The sequence below is a fragment of the Actinomycetospora sp. ABD4_176 genome (assembly GCF_056311855.1).
The window spans coordinates 369,940-389,336 of the sequence record NZ_CM149974.1 but is presented as its reverse complement, the minus strand read 5'-3'; the positions used below and the strand labels follow the sequence as shown (position 1 = coordinate 389,336).

Annotated in this window: 17 protein-coding genes; 8 read left to right on the top strand and 9 right to left on the bottom strand. The window is 75.8% G+C overall.

The features are described from left to right. The first annotated feature begins 29 nt into the window (after positions 1–29). The 4 genes from ACYX4T_RS01835 (at position 30) to ACYX4T_RS01820 (ending at position 3,580) form a co-directional block, all read left to right on the top strand. Complete coding sequence (locus tag ACYX4T_RS01835; RefSeq protein WP_476012878.1) at positions 30–965, top strand: ACP S-malonyltransferase; 936 nt, start codon at positions 30–32, stop codon at positions 963–965. Next, a complete protein-coding gene (locus ACYX4T_RS01830) occupies positions 962–1,942 on the top strand; it encodes a beta-ketoacyl-ACP synthase III (protein ID WP_476012877.1) in 981 nt (326 codons plus the stop codon). Before ACYX4T_RS01835 ends, ACYX4T_RS01830 begins: the two co-directional genes overlap by 4 nt. Positions 1,943–2,064: 122 nt before the next feature. Further along, entirely contained in the window at positions 2,065–2,307 is a 243-nt protein-coding gene (locus tag ACYX4T_RS01825) for an acyl carrier protein (RefSeq protein WP_274201806.1), read from the top strand. Positions 2,308–2,317: 10 nt separating this feature from the next. Beyond that, positions 2,318–3,580 carry a beta-ketoacyl-[acyl-carrier-protein] synthase family protein gene (locus ACYX4T_RS01820; RefSeq protein WP_476012876.1) on the top strand — a complete coding sequence of 421 codons (1,263 nt, stop codon included), beginning with the start codon at positions 2,318–2,320 and terminating at the stop codon, positions 3,578–3,580. On the opposite strand, the gene ACYX4T_RS01815 is transcribed toward ACYX4T_RS01820, so the two are convergent. Further along, positions 3,577–4,182: a hypothetical protein gene (locus ACYX4T_RS01815; RefSeq protein WP_476012875.1), complete on the bottom strand. Its 606-nt coding sequence runs from the start codon at positions 4,180–4,182 to the stop codon at positions 3,577–3,579. The genes ACYX4T_RS01820 and ACYX4T_RS01815 overlap by 4 nt on opposite strands. Positions 4,183–4,231: 49 nt before the next feature. Further along, positions 4,232–4,723 (bottom strand): DUF3145 domain-containing protein, encoded by a 492-nt coding sequence (locus tag ACYX4T_RS01810; protein WP_476012874.1) that lies wholly within the window; start codon positions 4,721–4,723, stop codon positions 4,232–4,234. 167 nt (positions 4,724–4,890) lie between these two features. On the opposite strand from ACYX4T_RS01810, the gene ACYX4T_RS01805 reads away from it, so the two are divergent. Then, a complete protein-coding gene (locus tag ACYX4T_RS01805) occupies positions 4,891–6,105 on the top strand; it encodes an MFS transporter (RefSeq protein WP_476012873.1) in 1,215 nt (404 codons plus the stop codon). A 144-nt stretch (positions 6,106–6,249) separates the two neighbouring features. On the opposite strand, the gene ACYX4T_RS01800 is transcribed toward ACYX4T_RS01805, so the two are convergent. After that, entirely contained in the window at positions 6,250–6,387 is a 138-nt protein-coding gene (locus tag ACYX4T_RS01800; protein WP_476012872.1) for a hypothetical protein, read from the bottom strand. A 462-nt stretch (positions 6,388–6,849) separates the two neighbouring features. Here ACYX4T_RS01800 and ACYX4T_RS01795 point away from each other — a divergent pair, with 462 nt between their 5' ends. After that, a complete protein-coding gene (locus ACYX4T_RS01795) occupies positions 6,850–8,247 on the top strand; it encodes a sensor domain-containing diguanylate cyclase (protein WP_476012871.1) in 1,398 nt (465 codons plus the stop codon). 4 nt (positions 8,248–8,251) lie between these two features. Here ACYX4T_RS01795 and ACYX4T_RS01790 read toward each other — a convergent pair whose 3' ends face one another. Together ACYX4T_RS01790 and ACYX4T_RS01785 are read right to left on the bottom strand one after the other, a co-directional pair. Further along, positions 8,252–9,439: an acyl-CoA dehydrogenase family protein gene (locus ACYX4T_RS01790; RefSeq protein WP_476012870.1), complete on the bottom strand. Its 1,188-nt coding sequence runs from the start codon at positions 9,437–9,439 to the stop codon at positions 8,252–8,254. Between the two features lie 4 nt (positions 9,440–9,443). Next, the gene (locus tag ACYX4T_RS01785) at positions 9,444–9,902 is read right to left on the bottom strand and encodes an NUDIX hydrolase (RefSeq protein ID WP_476012869.1); all 459 of its coding nucleotides are present in this window, start codon (positions 9,900–9,902) and stop codon (positions 9,444–9,446) included. A 68-nt stretch (positions 9,903–9,970) separates the two neighbouring features. Here ACYX4T_RS01785 and ACYX4T_RS01780 point away from each other — a divergent pair, with 68 nt between their 5' ends. Continuing rightward, positions 9,971–11,065 carry a carboxylate-amine ligase gene (locus tag ACYX4T_RS01780; RefSeq protein WP_476012868.1) on the top strand — a complete coding sequence of 365 codons (1,095 nt, stop codon included), beginning with the start codon at positions 9,971–9,973 and terminating at the stop codon, positions 11,063–11,065. Positions 11,066–11,111: 46 nt separating this feature from the next. Here ACYX4T_RS01780 and ACYX4T_RS01775 read toward each other — a convergent pair whose 3' ends face one another. Together ACYX4T_RS01775 and ACYX4T_RS01770 are read right to left on the bottom strand one after the other, a co-directional pair. Then, complete coding sequence (locus tag ACYX4T_RS01775; protein ID WP_476012867.1) at positions 11,112–12,557, bottom strand: DUF2867 domain-containing protein; 1,446 nt, start codon at positions 12,555–12,557, stop codon at positions 11,112–11,114. A 45-nt stretch (positions 12,558–12,602) separates the two neighbouring features. Next, positions 12,603–12,812, bottom strand: a complete 210-nt coding sequence (locus ACYX4T_RS01770; protein WP_476012866.1) for a hypothetical protein — start codon at positions 12,810–12,812, stop codon at positions 12,603–12,605. 573 nt (positions 12,813–13,385) lie between these two features. Here ACYX4T_RS01770 and ACYX4T_RS01765 point away from each other — a divergent pair. Then, complete coding sequence (locus ACYX4T_RS01765) at positions 13,386–13,643, top strand: WhiB family transcriptional regulator (protein WP_476012865.1); 258 nt, start codon at positions 13,386–13,388, stop codon at positions 13,641–13,643. A gap of 90 nt (positions 13,644–13,733) precedes the next feature. On the opposite strand, the gene ACYX4T_RS01760 is transcribed toward ACYX4T_RS01765, so the two are convergent. Together ACYX4T_RS01760 and ACYX4T_RS01755 are read right to left on the bottom strand one after the other, a co-directional pair. Beyond that, on the bottom strand, positions 13,734–14,657 hold the full coding sequence (locus ACYX4T_RS01760; RefSeq protein WP_476012864.1) for a DUF2188 domain-containing protein: 924 nt from the start codon (positions 14,655–14,657) through the stop codon (positions 13,734–13,736). 90 nt (positions 14,658–14,747) lie between these two features. Continuing rightward, on the bottom strand, positions 14,748–19,346 hold the full coding sequence (locus ACYX4T_RS01755; protein ID WP_476012863.1) for a cation-translocating P-type ATPase: 4,599 nt from the start codon (positions 19,344–19,346) through the stop codon (positions 14,748–14,750). Positions 19,347–19,397: the final 51 nt, after the last annotated feature.

The window sequence follows — 19,397 nt, the reverse complement described above, 5'->3', positions numbered from 1 at the left end:
AGACCCCGAGCCGTGATGAGGTGGCCCACGTGATCGCGATCCTCGCTCCCGGCCAGGGCGCCCAGAAGCCCGGCATGCTCGCCCCGTGGCTCGACCGCCCGGAGGCCCGCGGACGGCTCGAGACCTTCTCCGAGGCGGCCGGCCTCGACCTCGTGCACCTCGGCACCGAGGCCGACGAGGCCGCGATCGCCGACACCGCCGTCACCCAGCCGCTGCTCGTCGCGTCGGCGCTGCTGGCGTGGGACCAGCTGCGGCTGCAGGTCTCGGTCCCCGACGACACGATGGTCGCCGGGCACTCGGTGGGCGAGCTCGCCGCCGCCGCGATCGCCGAGGTCCTCGACGCCGAGCAGGCCGTCGCCCTCGCCGCCGTCCGCGGCCGCGAGATGGCCGCCGCCTGCGCCGAGGAGCCGACGACGATGGCCGCGGTGCTCGGCGGCGACGCCGACGCCGTGCTCGCCCGTCTCGCCGAGCTCGACCTCGAGCCCGCCAACCGCAACGGCACCGGGCAGCTAGTCGCCGCGGGCCGCACGGAGGCCGTCGACGAGCTCGTCGCCTCCCCGCCCGAGGGCGCCCGGGTGCGCGGGCTGTCGGTGGCCGGCGCGTTCCACACCCGCTTCATGGAGCCCGCCGAGAAGGCACTCGGTGCGTGGGTCGCCGAGCACCGCGGCCGGCTCTCCCCCGCCGACCCGACCCACCCGCTGATCCAGAACGCGGACGGCGCCGTGGTCACCGACGGGTCGGAGATGCTCGACCGGCTCGTCGCGCAGGTGACGCGCTCGGTGCGCTGGGACGCCTGCATGGACACCATGCGGGAGCGCGGCGTCTCCGGCGTGGTCGAGCTGACGCCCGCCGGCACGCTCACCGGGATGGTGAAGCGGCAGATCAAGGGCACGCCGACCCACAACGTCAACACCCCCGACGACCTGGAGAAGGCCGTGCAGATGATCGAGGGCGGGTCGAGATGAGGCTGCAGCTCACCCCGCAGGCCGCCGGCGCGCGCCTCCTCGGGCTCGGCAGCATGCAGCCCGACCGGGTCGTCACCAACCACGACCTCGAGAAGATCGTCGAGACCGACGACCAGTGGATCCAGAGCCGCGTCGGCATCGTCGAGCGCCGCTTCGGCGGCGACGACGACTCCGTCGTCTCGATGGGTGTCGAGGCCGGGTCGAAGGCGCTCGCCGACGCGGGCCTCGGCCCCACCGACCTCGACGCGGTCATCGTCGCCACCTGCACCATGCCGAAGCCGATCCCCAACGCCGCCGCCCAGACCGCCGACCGCATCGGTGCGGGCGGCATCGGCGCGATGGACCTCAACACCGCCTGCGCCGGCTTCTGCTACGGCACCGGGCTCGCCGGCGACATGATCCGCTCCGGCACGGCGAAGCACGTCCTGGTCATCGGCTCGGAGAAGCTCTCCGACTGGCTCGACATGAACGACCGCTCGACGTGCATCATCTTCGCCGACGGCGCGGGCGCGGCGGTGGTCGGCCCGGCCGCCACCGAGGAGGAGGTCGGCGTCGGGCCCGTCATCTGGGGTGCGGCCGGCGACCTCGTCTCCACGATCCACATCGACGAGACCGACGCGCTGCGCCAGGAGGGGCAGGCGGTGTTCCGCTGGGCCACGACGAAGATCGCGCCGGTCGCGCTGCGCGCGGTCGAGGCGGCGGGCCTGCAGCCCTCCGACATCGACGTCCTCGTCCCCCACCAGGCCAACCTGCGCATCGTCGAGGCCATCGCGAAGCGGCTGCGCCAGGTCGGGGGCCGCGACGACCTGCGGGTCGCCGACGACATCCAGTACTCCGGCAACACCTCGTCGGCCTCGATCCCGATGGCCATCGACCACATGCGCGGTGCCGGGCGCGTGCGCTCCGGCGACGTCGCGCTGCTGGTCGGCTTCGGGGCCGGCCTGTCGTACGCGGCGCAGGTCGTCGTCCTGCCATGACCGTCCTGCCCTGACCCTCCTGCCGTGACCGTCCTGCCCCGATCTGTCCTACGGTGCGCACCCGAGCACCGGCAGGACGTCCGACCGCACGTCCGCACGTCCGAGAAAGAGAAAGGGAGCCCGTGGCGACCAACGAAGAGATCCTGCCCGACCTCGCGAGCATCGTGGAGGAGGTGGCCGGCGTCGACGCCGCAGAGGTGACCGCGGAGAAGTCGTTCGTGGACGATCTGGACATCGACTCGCTGTCGATGGTCGAGATCGCGGTCCAGGCCGAGGACAAGTTCGGCGTCAAGATCCCGGACGACGAGCTCGCGAAGCTCACCACCGTCCAGGACGCCGTCGACTACATCTCCAACCACTCGTAAGGGGCGACGCGTGAGCAGCACCGGCCAGGGGGTCGTCGTCACCGGTATGGGAGCGACGACCCCGCTCGGCGGCGACGTGGCGACCACCTGGGACGGCCTCCTGGCCGGTCGCAGCGCCGCGTCGAAGATCGAGCAGGACTGGGTCGACACCTTCGAGCTGCCCGTGAAGATCGCGTCGCAGCTCGCGGTGGAGCCCGGGGAGATCCTCAAGCGCGTGGAGGCGCGCCGCCTCGACCGCAGCGAGCAGACCGCGATCATCGCGGCCCGCGAGGCCTGGCAGCACGCGGACCTCGGCGACTACCCGGCCACCGAGGACGGGTCGCCGAAGGTCGACGCGCTGCGGCTCGCGGTCATCATCGGCACCGGCATCGGCGGGGCGCTGACCCTGCTCGGCCAGGACGACATCCTCGAGCAGCAGGGCCTGCGCAAGGTCGCGGTCCTGACCATCCCGATGCTCATGCCCAACGGGCCGGCCGCGCACGTGGGCCTGGAGTTCGGGGCGGCCGCGGGCGTCCACGCGCCCGTGAGCGCCTGCGCGTCCGGCGCCGAGGCGATCGCCTGGGGCTGGCGGATGCTCATGGCGAACGAGGTCGACGTCGTCGTCGCCGGCGGCACCGAGGCCTGCATCCACCCGATCACGCTGGCGGGTTTCAGCCAGGCCCGCACCATGGCGCTGCGCAACGACGAGCCCGAGCGTGCCTCGCGCCCGTTCGACACCGGGCGCAACGGGTTCGTGCTCGGCGAGGGCTCGGGCATGGTGGTGCTCGAGCGCGAGGAGTTCGCCGCCGCCCGCGGGGCCACCGTGCACGGGCGGCTCGCGGGCATCGGCACCAGCGCCGACGCGTACCACATCACCGCGCCGGACCCCGAGGGCACGGGCCAGTCCCGGGCCGTCGCCAATGCGCTGCGCACCGCGGGCCTCGAGCCCGCCGACGTCGGCCACGTCAACTGCCACGCCACCGCCACCAACGTCGGCGACGTGGCCGAGACCGTGGCCGTGAAGAAGGCGATCGGCGACCACCCGGTGCTCACCGCACCGAAGGGCTCGCTCGGTCACCTGCTGGGCGCCGCCGGCGCGGTCGAGGCGATCGCGACGATCCTGTCGGTGCGCGAGGGGCTCATCCCGCCCACCGCGAACCTCGAGGAGCTCGACCCCGACGTCACCCTCGACGTCGTGGCCGGCGAGGCCCGCAAGACGAGCCTGGACGCCGCGATCAGCGACTCCTTCGGCTTCGGCGGGCACAACGTCTGCCTGGCGTTCACGCCCGCCTAACAGGGTGTGCGGAGCTGGCTGCCCGGCCTCGGTTCGACGAGGCGGGGTGTGCCGCTCGCGGTCTCGACCACCGCGCTGATCTGCCAGCACAGGCGCGGGACGCGGACGTCGGGCGGGGCGACGGCGGGGTCCTGGGTGGTGACGTAGCCCAGGGGCACGACGATCTCCCCGCCCGCGACCGGGTCCAGGCGCCGGACGACCACCGAGCCCACCCGCTGGGTGCGCGCGGTGTCGGCGAACGTCGCCGGGTCGACGCGGGCGTCGGGCACGAGCGTGGCGCGGTAGGCGGCGAGGTCGCCGGCGTTGCGCGCGTCGGTCCAGCGCTGCACGAGGTCGCGCACCGCGGCCGCCTGCGGGTGGACCGCGGCGGCCGGCGAGAGCACGACCGTCGGCGGGCCCGCCGACCCGTCGCCGGGGAGGTCGACCCCGGCCAGCACCGGGCCGGTGTCGCCCACCGCGGCCCGGCCGACGACCGCCGCGCGGGCCCCGAGCAGGGCCCCCGCGACGACGAGCAGGGTCAGCGCCACGACGAGCACCACCGGCACGACGATCCCCGGGCGCAGCCGATCGGCCGGCGCACCGTCGCGGAACCGCCCGAGCATGCCGTCCAGACTGCCAGCACTCCCCGACACTCCCCGGGCGGGCGTCAGGTCAGCCCACCTGGTGCAGGCGTGCCGGCGCCACGCCGTCCCCGGCGTAGCGGAACTCCTCGAGGGCCGCGTCCCAGCGGGTGCCGAGGAGGTCGTCGAGGCGGCGGGTCAGCGATTCGCGGGTGGACGCGCCGGCGAGGGCGGCACGCACCTGGTCCTCACCGAGGACGATGTCGCCGTTCGCGCTCGTGCGCCCGTGCCAGAGACCCAGGCCGGGGACGTGGCTGAAGCGCTCGCCGTCGGTGCCCGGCGAGGGGTCCTCGGTGACCTCGAAGCGCACCATGCCCCAGGCGCGCAGCGCGGTCGCCAGACGGGCCGCGGTGCCCACGGGACCGTCCCACGCCACCTCGGCACGCACCGACCCCGGTGCCGCGTCCTGCGCGGACCAGTCCAGTGCGACCCGGGCGTCGAGGACGCCCGAGATCGCCCACTCGACGTGCGGCCGGACCGCAGACGGCGACGAGTGGACGTAGATCACGCCACGGGTGCTCACTGCTGACCTCCGACTGAGACGAGAAGCGTCTTCCCCAACGTCCTCGTGCTCGGGCAGAGATCGAACCGATCGCAACCGGCGTGAAGTGTGCACCGTGATGCTCCTGTGGCGCCAGTGTCACCGATTCCCGGGCGTGTCGCGGACCTCGACCGTAGAGTCGTCACACCGTGACCGAGGATGACCGTCCGAGCACGGGCGGTGCCCGGTTCGGCGACGTCCTCGCCGATCCCCAGTTCCGCGCCCTGTGGGCCGCGCAGCTGCTCTCGGTGCTCGGCGACCAGGTCGCCCGCGTCGCGCTGGCCGTGCTCGTCTTCACCGACACCGGCTCGGCCGGGCTCACCGCGCTGACCTACGCCCTGACCTTCCTGCCCGACCTCGTCGCCGGCCCCCTGCTCTCCGGCATCGCCGACCGGGCGCCGCGGCGCGCGACGATGGTCGTCACCGACCTCCTGCGGGCGGCGCTGCTCGCCCTCATGGCGATCCCCGGGACGCCGTTCTGGGTGCTCTGCCTGCTCGTCGTCGCCGGCCAGCTGCTCGCGGCGCCCTTCGCGGCCGCGCGGGCGGCGATCCTGCCGCACGTGCTCGCCGGGGAGCGCTACGTCGTGGCGTCGGCGGTGTCGGGCACGACGTACCAGAGCGGGCAGGTCCTCGGGTTCGCGCTCGGCGGCCCGCTCGTGGCCCTGGTGGGCGTGCCGGTCGCGCTGCTCGGGGACGCGGTCACGTTCGTGCTCTCGGCGGTGATCCTGCAGCTCGGGGTGGCCGAGCAGCGGGTGACGACGTCGGTGGAGGGCCGGGCCGGCTCCGGGCTGCGCGAGGGCGCCCGGATCGTGACCGGCGACCGGCGGCTGCGCGCGCTCGTGGCGCTGGCCTGCGTGTCGGCGTTCGTGGTGACGATCGAGGGACTCGCGGCGCCCTACGCGGCCTCGCTGGGCGGGGGCCCGGTGGCCGTGGGGCTGCTGCTGGCCGCGAACCCGCTCGGGGCGGCGCTGGGTATCGTGCTGCTCGCGCGCCTCGTGCCGCCCGAGCGCCGCGACCGGCTGCTCGGGCCGCTCGCCGTCACCTCCTGCGTGCCCCTGATCGCCTCGGCGCTCGACCCGCCGCTCGCGGGGGTGGTGGCGCTGTGGGTCGCGTCGGGGCTCGCCTGCGCCTACCAGGTGCCGGCGAACGCGGCCTTCGTCGCCGCGGTCCCCGACGCCCACCGCGGCCAGGCCTTCGGGCTCGCGGTGACGGCGCTGCGCGTCACCCAGGGCCTCGGGGTGCTGCTCGCGGGCGTGCTCGCCGAGGCCACCGGCCCGTCGACCGCCGTGGCGATCTCCGGCGGGGTCGGCGTGCTCGTGGCGCTGGGGTGCGCGCTCGCCTGGACCCGCGCCCGCCGGCCCTGAGCGAGCGAGGGACGCCCTGGCTGCGCACCAGGCAGCCGGGGCGTCCTTCGCTTCGCTGTGCAGCCGACCACTGGACGCGGCGCCGCATGTCGACACCTCGTGCGACGGAGGAGCAGGAGGTGTCGAACCGGCTTGCCGCGACTCCTAGTGCCAGTTGGAGTCGCGGTGCCAGTTGGAGTCCGCGTAGTGCCAGTTGGAGTCCCGGTGCCAGTTGGAGTCGCGGTGCCAGTTCGAGTCCGCGTAGTGCCAGTTGGAGTCGCGGTGCCAGTTCGAGTCGGCCACGGGGCGTCCTTTCGCAGGGGGGCGGGAAGATCGACCGGGACGGCGTCCCGGACGACACGGACGTGGTCCATCGCACACGCTGTGTGGCGGACCGGGTCGCGGCGACGAGCGCCGGACTGATCGCCCTCCGCGTTGACGGAGAGCGACCGAACTGTCACATCCGGCGGCACGTCGCCGTGCATCCGCCCCTCGATGCTGGTCAAAGAAGCGGTGCGTGACCAGACGGCGACTGGGCGTCAACCAACGGGGTGATCTCTTCCCAACGGGTGACGTCCACTGCCGAGATCCAGAGTCCGTCGGTACCGTGTTCCGCACGCGGAGACCGCCCGGCGCGGGCTCTGCCGAGCCCGGAGGAGGTCACACATCGTGACGGCGCGTGAACCCTGGAGGGGTCCCAGCGACCCCGGGTCCGCGCTCACTCCCGCGCCCGGACCAACGCGCCCCGAGCGGCCGGTACGCGCCGTGACCGACGCCGGGATCCCGGCCGAGGGCGGCGGGGGTGCGCGCCCCTGGCGTCACGCCCGCCATCGCCGCGAGGACACCGGCGCCACCGGCGCGGCCGGTGTTGCCCAGAACACACCGCCCCGGCCCTCCCTGGGGCGCCGGCTCGACCCGCGGCGCTGGAGCCTGTGGCAGGCGCCGCGCCGGGTCGTCGTCGCGGTGCTCCTCGTCGACGTGCTCGCCGTTGCGCTCTCGCTGGCCGTCGCGGGACTCGAGCCGGTGGGCCCAGCCGATTGGCGGGCCCTCGCGCTGCTCGTCCTCGGGCTCGTCGTCCACGTCGAGACGGCGCGCGGCATCGAGCGGCGCCGCGAGGTCGTCGCCGACGGCGCGCCCTACATCGAGCTGAAATCGGTGTGGAGCTTCGCGGGCCTCCTGCTGCTCCCCCTCGGCCTCGCCCTCGCGCTCGTCGTCGTCACGTTCGCCTACTGGTGGCTGCGAGTCAGCCAGCGCCCGGTGCCCCACCGGTGGACCTACTCGGCGGCGACGGTCCTCATCGCGTCCGTGGCCGCCTGGGCGGTGCTCGAGCTCATCCCCGGCGGGCTGCTGGCCAAGGTGGCCGGGCCGGTCGGGCTCCTCGTGCTCGTCGCCGCGGGCCTGACGCGCTGGACCGTCAACCACGGTCTCGTCGTCTTCATGATCTGCCTGAGCGCCCCCGGCACGCCCTGGTGGAAGCGCCTCGGCTCCCCCACCGACACGCTCATCGGGCTCGGCGCGCTGGCCCTCGGCGCCGCGCTCGCGGTCGTGGCCCTGACGACGCCGTGGCTGCTCCCGGTGCTGCTCGTGCCCGTGATGGGCATGCACCGCGGCTTCCTCCTCCAGCAGTTCGCCCGCGCCGCGCGCACCGACCCGAAGACCGGCCTCGCCAACGCCTCGGCCTGGCGCGACCAGGCCGAGCGCGAGCTCGCCCGATTGCGGCGCCGGGGCGGCGAGCTCGGCGTCATCATGGTCGACATCGACGCCTTCAAGGCGATCAACGACCGGCACGGCCACCTCGTCGGCGACGCCGTCCTGCGCGCCGTGGCCGACACGCTGCGCTCCGAGGTCCGCCCCTACGACGCCGTCGGGCGCTTCGGCGGCGAGGAGTTCGTGGTGCTGCTCGCCGAGGCGGGGCCCGAGCAGGTGGGCACCACGGCCGAGCGGCTGCGCCGGCGGATCAGCGAGTGCGAGGTCGAGGTCGCCCCCGCCCTCGGCGGCGGCACCGTGCAGGGGCTGACGGCCTCGATCGGCACGGCGTCGTTCCCGGACGCGTCGCGCGACCTCGACGGCCTCATGGTCAGCGCCGACACGGCGCTCTACGCCGCCAAGCACGGGGGCCGCAACCGGGTGGAGTGCGCGCCCCCGCGCCAGGCGCCGCGCTAGCGACCTACCGGAAGGCCGCGATGCCCGTGACGGCCTGGCCGATCGAGAGGGCGTGCATCTCCTCGGTGCCCTCGTAGGTCAGGACGGTCTCGAGGTTCGTCATGTGCCGGAACACCGGGTACTCGAGGGTGATCCCGTTGCCGCCGAGCACGGTGCGCGCGGTGCGGGCGACGTCCAGCGCGGCCCGGACGTTGGCCATCTTCCCGAAGCTGACCTGCGCGGGGTGGAGCTGCTCGGCGTCCTTGAGCCGGCCGATGCGCGACGCCGTGAGGCCCGCCTGGTTGACGCTGACGACCATGTCGGCGAGCTTGCGCTGGGTGAGCTGGAACCCGGCGATGGGCTGGCCGAACTGCTCGCGGTCGACGGCGTAGGTGCGCGCCGACTCGTAGCAGGTGCGCGCCGCCCCGACCGCGCCCCAGAGGATGCCGTAGCGGGCCTCGTTGAGGCACGACAGCGGGCCCTTGAGGCCCTGCACCTCGGGGAACACCGCGTCGGCGGGCAGGCGGACGCCCTCGAGGACGAGCTCGGCGGTCAGCGACGCGCGCAGCGAGAGCTTGTGCTTGACCTCGTTGGCGGTGAACCCGGGGGTGTCGGTGGGCACGACGAAGCCGCGGATGCCCTTGCTGCCCTGCTCGGGGTCGGTCTGCGCCCACACCACGGCGACGTCGGCCAGGGTGCCGTTGGTGATCCACATCTTGGAGCCGTCGAGCACCCAGTCGTCCCCGTCCCGGCGGGCCCGGGTGCGCATCGAGCCCGGGTCCGAGCCCGCGTCGGCCTCGGTGAGCCCGAAGCAGCCGAGCGCCTCGCCCGTCGCCATCCGCGGGAGCCACTGCTGCTTGTGCTCCTCGGAGCCCCAGCGGTGGATCGCGAACATCGCCAGCGACCCCTGCACCGACACGAACGACCGCAGCCCCGAGTCGACGGCCTCGAGCTCGCGGCAGGCCAGGCCGTAGCTCGTGGCGTTGGTGCCGGCGCAGCCGTAGCCCTCGAGGTGCATGCCGAGCAGGCCGAGCGAGCCCAGGCCCTTCGCGATGTCGCGGGGCAGGGTGTTCGACTCGTACCACTCGGCTATGCGCGGCTCGAGCTCCACGGCCGCGTAGTCGCGCACGGCGTCGCGGATGTCCCGCTCCTCGGCGCTCAGGTCGGCGTCGACGGCGAGGAAGTCACTGGGGTCGGGAGGTGCGGCAGCCATGGCTTCACGGTAGGTGTTCGACGGCCTCGGGACCTGCCCAGAACGCCCCGAACCCCGGGTGCAGCGCCAGGTCCGACACCTCGTCCACCGGCGTCCAGCGCAGCTCGGTGGCCTCGCCGTCGGTGGGCTCGAGGGGCGGGGGCTCGTCGGTGTCGAGGCGCGCGTGGACGGTGACGTAGGACCAGCCGCCGTGGTCGTCGGTGGTCTCGCCGGTCAGCCGGACCCGCGAGGCGTCGACGCCGGTCTCCTCCACGGCCTCGCGCAGCGCGGCGTCCCGGGCGGACTCGCCGGAGTCGCGGGCGCCGCCGGGGATGCCCCACGTCCCGCCGTGGTGGCTCCACCAGACCCGGTGGGCGAGCAGGACCGCGTCGCCGTGGCGCAGCAGCAGCCCGGCCGCCCCGAACCGCCCCCAGTGCCGGTGGCCCGCGTCGCACACGACCCAGCCGTCACCGTCGCCACGCACGGGAGATCACACTAAGCGCAGCGGGCCCCGACGGCGATCGCGGCGGCCGGAACGGGAACATGACGGCCATGAGTGCCGTACCCCCGTTCGGGGCCGAGGAAGAACTGCTGCTGGTCGACCCGGCCACCGGCTCCCCCCGCGGGCGGGCCGGCCGGGTGCGCGACGCGGCGTCCGGCGAGCTCGACGGGGAGATGCGCACCGAGCAGGTGGAGACGGCGACCGCACCCCACCACGACGCGGCCTCCCTCGCCGACGACCTGCGCCGCCGGCGGCGCGAGGCGCGCGAGGCGGCGCACCGGGAGGGCGTGGACGTCGCCGGCCTGGCCACCTCGCCGGTCGCGCCGGACGAGGCGTCGGAGCCGAACGCGGTGCCCGACGGGCGCTACGGCGACATCGCGGAGCGCTTCGGCGCCATCGCCACCGCCCAGCTGACGAGCGGGCAGCACGTGCACGTCGAGGTCGCCTCCCCCGAGGAGGGTGTCGGCGTCCTCGACCGCATCGGGCCGTGGCTGCCGGTGCTGCGGGCGCTGGCGAGCAACTCCCCCTGCTGGCGGGGCCGCGACACGACCTACGCGAGCTACCGCAGCGTCGTCTGGTCGCGGTGGCCGTCGGCCGGCCCGACGCGGGTCTTCGGCTCGCTGGCCGCCCACGACGAGGCCGTCGCGGCGATGCTCGCCACCGACACCGTGCTCGACGAGGCGATGGTCTACTTCGACGCCCGGCTCTCCCGCGAGCTCGGCACGGTCGAGGTGCGGGTGTGCGACGTGGCGCTCGAGGTCGACGACGCGGTGCTGGTCGCGGTGCTCGCGCGGGCCCTGGTCACCACGGCGGCCCGCGAGGCGCGCGACGGCGTCGCCCCCCGCGACGAGCCGATCGAGGCCCTGCGCCTCGCGCACTGGCGGGCGGCGCGCTGGGGGCTCACCGCCGAGCTCGTCGACCCGCGCGGCGGCAAGCCCGCCCCGGCCGGCGACGTGCTGCGGGCCCTCCAGGAGCACGTGGCCGGGGCGCTGGCCGAGGCCGGCGACGCGGACCTCGCGACCGACGGCTGCGCGCGCGTCCTGGCGAACGGGACCGGGTCGGTCCGCCAGCGCGCGGCCATCGAGGCCGCCGGCGGGGACCTCGCCGGCGCCGTGCACGCGGCGGTGGAGCGCTTCCTGCCCTGACCGACCTTGTGTGAGCACTTTCCGGGCCCATAGGCCCGGAAAGTGCTCACGTGGGGGCGGCGGCGGTGATGCCCCGGGCCATGGCGCCGAAGACGGTGGGCGCGCCGGCGAGCAGGGCGCGGCCGTAGACGAGGCCCGCGAGGCCGGAGGGGACGAACGCCACGTCGAGGCGCAGGTGCGCGCCGTGCCCGGAGACGTCGGGGTCGACGGCCAGCGTGAGGGTCAGACGCCCGGGCTGGCGCAGCTCGGAGCGCAGCACCAGGCGCGCGCCGGGCTCGACGGCCTCGACGCACCAGCCGTCGACGACGTCGCCGGCCCGCAGCGCCCGGCCGTGCGGGCGGCCGCGGTAGCCGCCGACCCCACCGAGGAGCTGGTCGGCCCAGCCCCACAGCGTCCAGGCGCCGAGCGGGACGTACCAGCCGGCGTCCCCGCCGATGCCGGCCACGACCGCCCAGAGCGCCGCCGCGTCCGCGCGGCACGGGGCCGTCGTGCCCCAGCGGTGGACGGTGCCGCCGGAGCCCACCGGGTCGGTGGGGCCCGCGAGCGCGGGGTCGCCGGCGGGCGGCGACGCGGGGGCCTCGTACCGCCGGCCCAGCGCCGCGCGGACCGCGTCGTCGTAGGTCGTGCGCCCGCCCGGCGGCGGCCCGATCACGGTGAGGACGTCGTCCTCGCGGCAGACGAGGTCGTCGGCCAGCGACTCGATCAGCGGCGTCGCCAGCCCGCGGGGCAGCGGCGTCAGGGCCTCGACGACCCGCCCGGCGAGGGCGGGCCCACCGGGCGGCACCGGCACGGGCACCGGGACGACCGCGCTCTGGGGCAGGCCCGCGAGGCGCAGGTAGCGGCGGACGAGCTCCAGGTAGCTCAGGACGTCGGGGCCGCCGACGTCGAAGCGTCGGTCGACCTCGGGCGGCAGGGCGAGGGCGCCGACCAGGTAGTGCATGACGTCGGCGATCGCGATCGGCTGCGTGCGGTGCGCGAGCCACGGGACCGCGGGCAGCACGGGGACCCGTTCGGCGAGGTGGCGGATCATCTCGAAGCTCGCCGAGCCCGAGCCCACGACGATCGAGGCCTCGAGCGCCACGGTGGGCACGGCGCCGTCGAGGAAGACGTCGGCCACCTCGGCGCGCGACGACAGGTGCCGGGACGCGGCGCCCCCCGGGCGCAGGCCCCCCAGGTAGACGATGCGTCCCACCCCGGCCCGGGCGGCCGCGGTGCTGACGAGACGGGCGGCGCTGCGGTCCCGCTCGGGGAAGTCGGGCCGCTCGAGGGCGTGGGCGAGGTGGACGACGGCGTCGGCGCCCCCGACCAGCGTCCGCACCGCCTCCGGGTCGGCGAGGTCGCCGAGGACCGCGTCGACGCGCTCGGCCCAGCCCGTCGCCGCGAGCTTGTGCGGGCTGCGCACCAGCACCGCGACGTCGTGCCCGTCGGAGAGCAGGCGCCGGACCAGGCGCACGCCCACGTAGCCCGTCCCGCCGATCACCGCGCAGCGCATGGGGCCATCCTGGGGCGGAACGGGCGGTGCCGGCACCCCGGGCGATCAGGAGACGGTGGGCTTGCCTGGGCGGTCGAACGGACGCTGGTCGACGAACAGGCCGCCGCCGCGCCGGGCCACGAGGGTGAGCTGCCACACGCCGAACGCGAGCAGCACCAGGCCGATGATCCCCTGGCCGAGGACCAGGGCCACGATGCCCGCGGTGACGACCACCCAGATGACGACGTCCCGCGCCGTCCGTCGTGCCGTCTTCATCGCAGGTCGCCTCCGTCCCACGTCCGGGGGTCACCCGGTCGTGTCCCCGCTCCGGCCAGTCTGGCCCGCGGGAGGCCGAACCGCAGCACTCCGGCATGCTCGAGGTGGTCCCCACCCGTTCGCCGCGACCCGTGGGCGGAGCGTGAGCGCACGAAGTGTGCGACATCACACAGGTTCAGCAGGGTGGCGCGGATCAAATGCGTTTGCCCGACGCGCTGTACGGCTAGATCATGGAGGCTCGTTCGACACGGGGTTCCGGCATGCCCGGGAACCACGGCCGCGACCAGGTGTCGCGGGTGGAGGGAACCGATCCGGCTCCCTCGACGTCATATCGAGTACCGAAGTGCTCCGGACCCCGGGGCGCGGGCCCACCCGGGCCGCTCCGAGGACCGACACGCAGGAACCCCCGGATACGTACCGACGCCCGGCGCACGAACCGTGCCGCAGGGGCCGTCGCGAGGTGCGCACGCGCGCGCCTCGCGTCGGGCCCGGCGGCACCAGGCCCGCCCCGCCCGCTCCGGCGGGGCACGGGCCGGTGAGACCACCGACGAGCGAGATGGGACTGGCAAGGACATGGATTGGGAGCAGGCGGCCTGCCGCGACCACGACCCCGAACTCTTCTTCCCCCTGACCGAGCACGGTCCGGGCTCCGCGCAGCTGGCCGAGGCCAAGGCGGTCTGCCACAGCTGCCCCCTCCAGCGTGGCTGCCTGCAGTGGGCCATGGACACCGGCCAGGAGGCCGGCGTGTGGGGCGGGACCAGCGAGGACGAGCGGCGCGCCATGCGCCGTGCCGCGCGCGTGGGCGACGTCGCGCGCCCGCACGCCGCCTGAGCGGCGCGCACAGCACGCACACGACGGGCCCGCCCCCAAGCCGGGGGCGGGCCCGTCGTCGTCGGTGGGCCGGGCGGACCGGCCGGGGGCTCAGCCCCGGCCGGTGACCTTCCGCGCGGCGAACTGCAGCACCTGGCCGCTGGTGGAGATGACGGCCCCGGCGATGCTGAAGCCGGTCTTCACCGCCATCGAGGCGGCGTTGCCGACGATGCGCACCGGGTTGTAGCCCGGCGCGTTGTCCCGCACCTGGTCGGCCGCCTCGCGCACGTTGCGGTCCAGCTGCTGGGCCGCGGCCTCGCTGGCGCGGTTGACCCGCTGTGCCGCGGCGTCGCCCGCCCCGTCCAGCTCCGAGGCGACCCCGGCCGACACGGTGGCGGCGCGGTCGCCGCTCTCGGCGAGCGACCCACCGGCCTCGTCGGCGCGGGCCCTGGCCTCCGAGCCGGCGTGCTGGGCCACGCGGGTGGCGTCCTTGGCGATCCGCTCCCCCGCGCGCGACGTGGTGGTGGCCACCTGCTCGCCGCTGGTCTGCGCGATCGACGAGGCGTCCTTGGCGGCCGCCGACACCGACTTCTCGCCCGACGCGGCCTTCGCGGCCTCGTCGGCGACGCCCGACGCGCCGGCCTCGGCCTGCGCGGCGGCCTTCTTGCCCGACTCCTGGGCGCGGTCGGCGTCCTTCTGCGCGGTCGCCTTCGCGTCCTCGCCGACCTTCTTCGCGCTCGACGACGCCTTGTCCGACGCGGACTCCGCCTTCGCGCGGGCCCCCTCGGCGTTGGCCTTCGTCGTCGCCTTGGCCGCCTCGGCGGGCGCGCTGTCGGTGCTGTTGACCGTGTGGGTCTCGCGGACCTTGCCGTCCGTGCCGTGCACGACGACCTTGCCGCCGCCGTCCTTCTGCACGATCTCGGTCGCCCGCTCGACGGCCTCGGCCTGCGTGGCCGCCTTGGCGCTGGCTCGCTGGGCGCCCTTCTTCTGCACCTGCCAGCCGTCCTCGGTGGGAACGACGTACCGGTCGGCCATGACGGTCTCAACTCCTGTTCGACGGTGTCTTCACCAAGCCTGATGCCCAGGCCTCGACCTGCACAAACGCATCAGTAACCGGCACCGCACTCACCCGTTCAGCGCCTCCGCGGCGCGCTCCTGCAGCTCGAGGTACCGCTTGGCGGCCTCGTCGCGGATCTCCTCGAGGCGCTCCAGCCAGGACGCCTGGGGCGAGCCCTCGGGCACCACGATCGGCCCGTAGCGCTCCACCAGCCGCGGCCCGACCACCGACGCGGCGGTGGCGACGCCGGCGGACCCGGCGGCCTGCGCCCAGGCGACGGGGCCCAGCGGGACGCAGCCGAAGAACTGGCTCACGCCCGGGGTCTGCACCACCGCGACCAGCGCGCCCGCGGACACCACGCTCGCCCCGATGACCAGCGGGCTGCGCCCGCCGCCGGCGACGATCGTCTGCCCGAGCTGCGTGCCGACCAGCGCGGTCAGCGCGACCGTGCGCGCCCGCGCCGGGCTGCCGTACGGCGTGCTCTGGGCGGCCAGCCAGGCGAGGCTCGCGCCGCCGGCCGTGGCCATGGCACGCAGCCCGATCTCCTGGTTGAGCGCCTCGCCCAGCGACGCCTCCGGGCCCTCGGCGAGCAGCGAGGCCGCCGACCCGGGCTCGGGCGCGCGCACCGCCAGGGCGAGCGAGGGCACGAGGTCGGTGAGCAGGTTGACCAGCAGCAGCTGGCGCGCGTTGAGCGGCGAGGTGCCCGTGGTGGTCGCCCCGAGCACCGTGAAGGCGATCTCGCCGAGGTTGCCGCCGACGAGCACGCCGAGCGCCTCGCGCACCGACGCCCACATCGCGCGGCCCTCGACCAGCGCGGCGAGGATCGTCTCGAGGCGGTCGTCGGTGATGACGAGGTCCGCGGCGGCGCGCGCGGCGGGGGTGCCGCGCCGACCGAGCGCGATGCCCACGTCGGCCAGGCGGATCGCCGGGGCGTCGTTGGCGCCGTCGCCCGTCATGGCCACCGTGCGCCCGAGGCGCTGGAAGGCCTGCACGATCCGCACCTTGTGCGACGGCGTCCCGCGGGCGACCACCCGCACCTTCGGCAGCAGGTCGTCGAGGGCGTCGTCGTCGAGGGCGTCGAGGTCGGAGCCGGTGACGACGACCCCGCCGTTGAGGACGTCGAGCTCCTCGGCGACCGCCTCGGCGGTGCTCGGGTGGTCCCCGGTGATCATGACGACCTGCACCCCGGCGTCGCGCAGGTCGCGCACCGTGGCCTGCGAGCCGGCCCGCACCGGGTCGGTGAACCCGACGAAGCCGGTGAACTCGAGATCGGCGACGTCGCCGTCGTCGAGGGCGTCCTCGGAGCCGCCGTCGGTGTCGCGCCCGTCGGCGCGCGCCGCGTACTCGTCGGCGGTGAGCACCCGTTCCGCGACGGCGAGCACGCGCATGCCCTGGCCCGCGAGCAGCTCGGTGTGCTCGACGAGGCGCTGGCGGGCCTCGTCGTCGAGCGGGTCACCGCCCCAGCTCGCCGCGCGGGCGATGACGACCTCGGGCGCGCCCTTGACCGAGAGGAGGCGGTAGGGCCCGTCCTCCTCGCCGGCGTCCTTCGGCGGCTCGACCTCGCCGAGGGTGGCGTGGTAGCCACGGGAGGGGTCGAAGTCGAGCGACGCGACCGGCCACCAGCCCGGGCGCTTGTGGGCCGGGTCGACGTCGAACTGCTGGCCGCCGGAGACCACCGCGCGGTCGGTGAGGTGCGCGAGCCGCTCCCCCGGCGCCGGGCGCGGCGTCGCGCGCAGGGCCGCGGCGAGCACGCGCCGCTGGCGCTTGCGCAGCCGGTCGGTGGGCCGCAGCTTGATGCCGTCCGAGATCGCCGAGAGGGCCAGGCGGCCCTCGGTGAGGGTGCCGGTCTTGTCGAAGCACAGGACGTCGGTGCGCCCGATCGCCTCGATCGTGCGCGGGTTGCGGACCAGCGCGCCCTCGGCCGACAGGCGCCGCGCGGACGCGAGCTGGGCGGCCGAGACCACGAACGGCAGTCCCTCGGGCACGCTGGCCACGGCCAGGCCGACGCCGGAGTGCAGGTTCTGCTGGAACGGCAGCCCGCGCACCGCGCCGGCGGCCACGACGGCGGCCGCCGAGCCCAGCGCGAGCGGGGTGGTGATGCGGGTCAGGCCGGCGAGGCGCTCGTCGACGCCCGCGACCGGCGCGGCGGCCTTCGCGGCGGCGGTGGAACGGCCGACCTCGGTGCTCGAGCCGGTGGCGACGACGACCGCGCGCCCGCGGCCGGTGGCCACGGTGCTGCCCTCGTAGAGCATCGAGCGGCGGTCGGCGACGGTGCGCGCGATGACCGGGACCGGGGTCTTCGTCACCGGCAGCGACTCGCCGGTCAGCGACGACTCGTCGAGCTCGAGCGCGTCCGAGGACAGCACGCGGCAGTCGGCGGGGACGACGTCGTCGGGACCGAGCTCGATGACGTCGCCGACGACGACCTCGTCGGCGCCCACCCCGCGCGCGGTGCCGTCGCGCACGACCCGCGTGCGGATCGCGGAGCGCTCGAGCAGCCCGGCGACGGCGCGCTCGGTGGCGACCTGCTGGACGCCGCCGATCAGCGCGGAGAACGCGGTGACACCGACGACGATCGCGGCGTCGACGATCGCGCCGATCGCCGCGGAGAGGACCGCGCCGCCGGCGAGGACCGGGGTCAGCGGGTTGTTGAGCTCGTCGAGGAACGCGCGCCCGAGCGTCGTCTGGCTCTCGGCGGCGGCCGGGTCGTCGCGGTAGCGACGGTGCGCCTCGGCGGTGGTCAGGCCCTGCTCGGTGACGTCGAGGCGCGCGAGCACGGTGCTCGTGGGCATGACGTGCCACGGCGTGCGGCTGACGCCGGGCACCACGACGCGGCGCCCGAGCTCGGTCGCCGACCAGGCGCCCGCGCCGAGCGAGACCCCGGCCGCGCCGTTGACGGCGAGGCCCGCGAGGCCCGGGGCCGCGGGGGTCGTGCCCGCGGTGGCCATGACGGCGCCGAGCACCGTGCCGGCCCGCGCGAGGTTCACCGACCGGCCGGACACCCCGCGGGCGACCTTGACCCCCTCGATGAGCAGCGCGGCGGTGCCGAGGTCGTCGCCGACGAGGACGTGCGCGCCCCACGGGGCGACGCCGTCGGGACGGGAGACGCCGACACCGACGTCGGCGGCGGCCAGGGCGCGGCGGTCGCGGGAGACGACGAGCACGCCCGCACCGGCGGCCTGCAGGTCGCGCACCGAGGAGCGCAGGGCCTCCCCGCCCGCGACGGTGCGGTCGCCCGCCGCGGCGCCGCCGACCTCGCCGCCGATCACCAGCGTGACGCCGGCGCGGCGCGCGGCCGCGGCCAGGGCCTCGGCGGCCGAGGCGGGCTCGGGCAGCACGCCGACGACGGCGGCGAGCCGGTCGCCGCGGCGCAGGCCGAGCACGAGGGTGGCGCCGTCGGCGACGAGGGCGTCGGCGGCGGAGACCGCGCGCTCCTCGTCACCGCCGGGGACGTCGTCGAGGCCGGCGAGCAGCCAGTGCTCGGTGGTGCCGGTCGAGTCGTCGGTGACCCGGTGCGGCGCTGTCGGCGCGGTGGGGTCGAACAGCTCGTGGACCCGCGGGACGAGCTCCTCGAGCGGGTCGGTCGCGCCGTCGTCGCCGGGCAGCGGCAGCAGGTCGCCCAGCATGAGCACGCCGGTGGTCAGCGCGTCGGCGTCGAGCACCACGGTGTCGACCCGGTCCATGCGGCGCAGCGCCGACGGCTCGACCACCACCGCACCGCGGCGCGCGAGCACCCGGCCGAACGTGGTCGCGAAGCCCTCGCGGCCGAGGCGCCCGGCCTTCGGCAGCGTCGACAGGGCGACGCCGGCGGCCTTGCGCACGTCCCGGGTCGCGGCCGCGGTGGCGGCGAACCCGCCCGCGGCGGCCATCCCGACCACGTCGCCGTGGCGCTCGACCGGGCCGGCGGGCAGCGCGACCGGGCGCTCCTCGAGCAGGTCGTCGTCGGCGGGCGCGCCGGCGTGGTCGGCGGACTCGAGCAGGCGCGGTTCGGCCCGGCTCCACGTCGTGGTGCGCGCGCGGACCTCGGCGACCTGCAGCGCGCGGTAGGCGGCGTCGACCACGAGGCCCGTGGTGCCCTGGCCGAGGGCCTGGGCGGCGGCGTTGGACAGGGCGAGCAGGACGTTGGCGCGGTCCTGGCCGACGGCGCGCTCGACGGCGGCGCGCAGGCGGGGCTGGTGGTCGACGAACGTCGCGGCCGAGGAGAGCTCGGCGGGTAGTGGGCTGCGGCGCAGGACGCGGCCGACCGCGGCGACGCCGATGCCGGCGAGGTCGGCGGCGAGCGCGGTGAAGGCCTGCTGCGCGCCGCCTAGCGAGGGCGAACCGGCGGGCTCGACGGCGACCCCGCCCTCGCGCTCCTCGAGGATCTCGACCAGGTCGACGAGGTCGTCCACCAGCTCGTCGTCGGGCAGCGCGCCCTGCCCGTCCGGGCCCTCGGGCAGGCCCACGACGACGGCGGCGAGGTGCGCGTTCGCCGCGGCCCACCCGACGTCCGGGTGCGCGGCGAGCGCCTTCTCCACGGCCCGGGCCAGCTCCGACCCGGACTCGCGGGCCACCGCGGGCACCCCGATCTGCACCAGGCCGGCGCCGCGCCACACGCGACGACCCCGGTGGCGGAACGGGTCCACGCGGTCGAGCACGCCGGCGGCGATGCCGAACGGGTCCACCACGCGCGCGAGGAGACCCCGGGAGGGGCGAGGGGCGGGTTGGGATGCCATGAG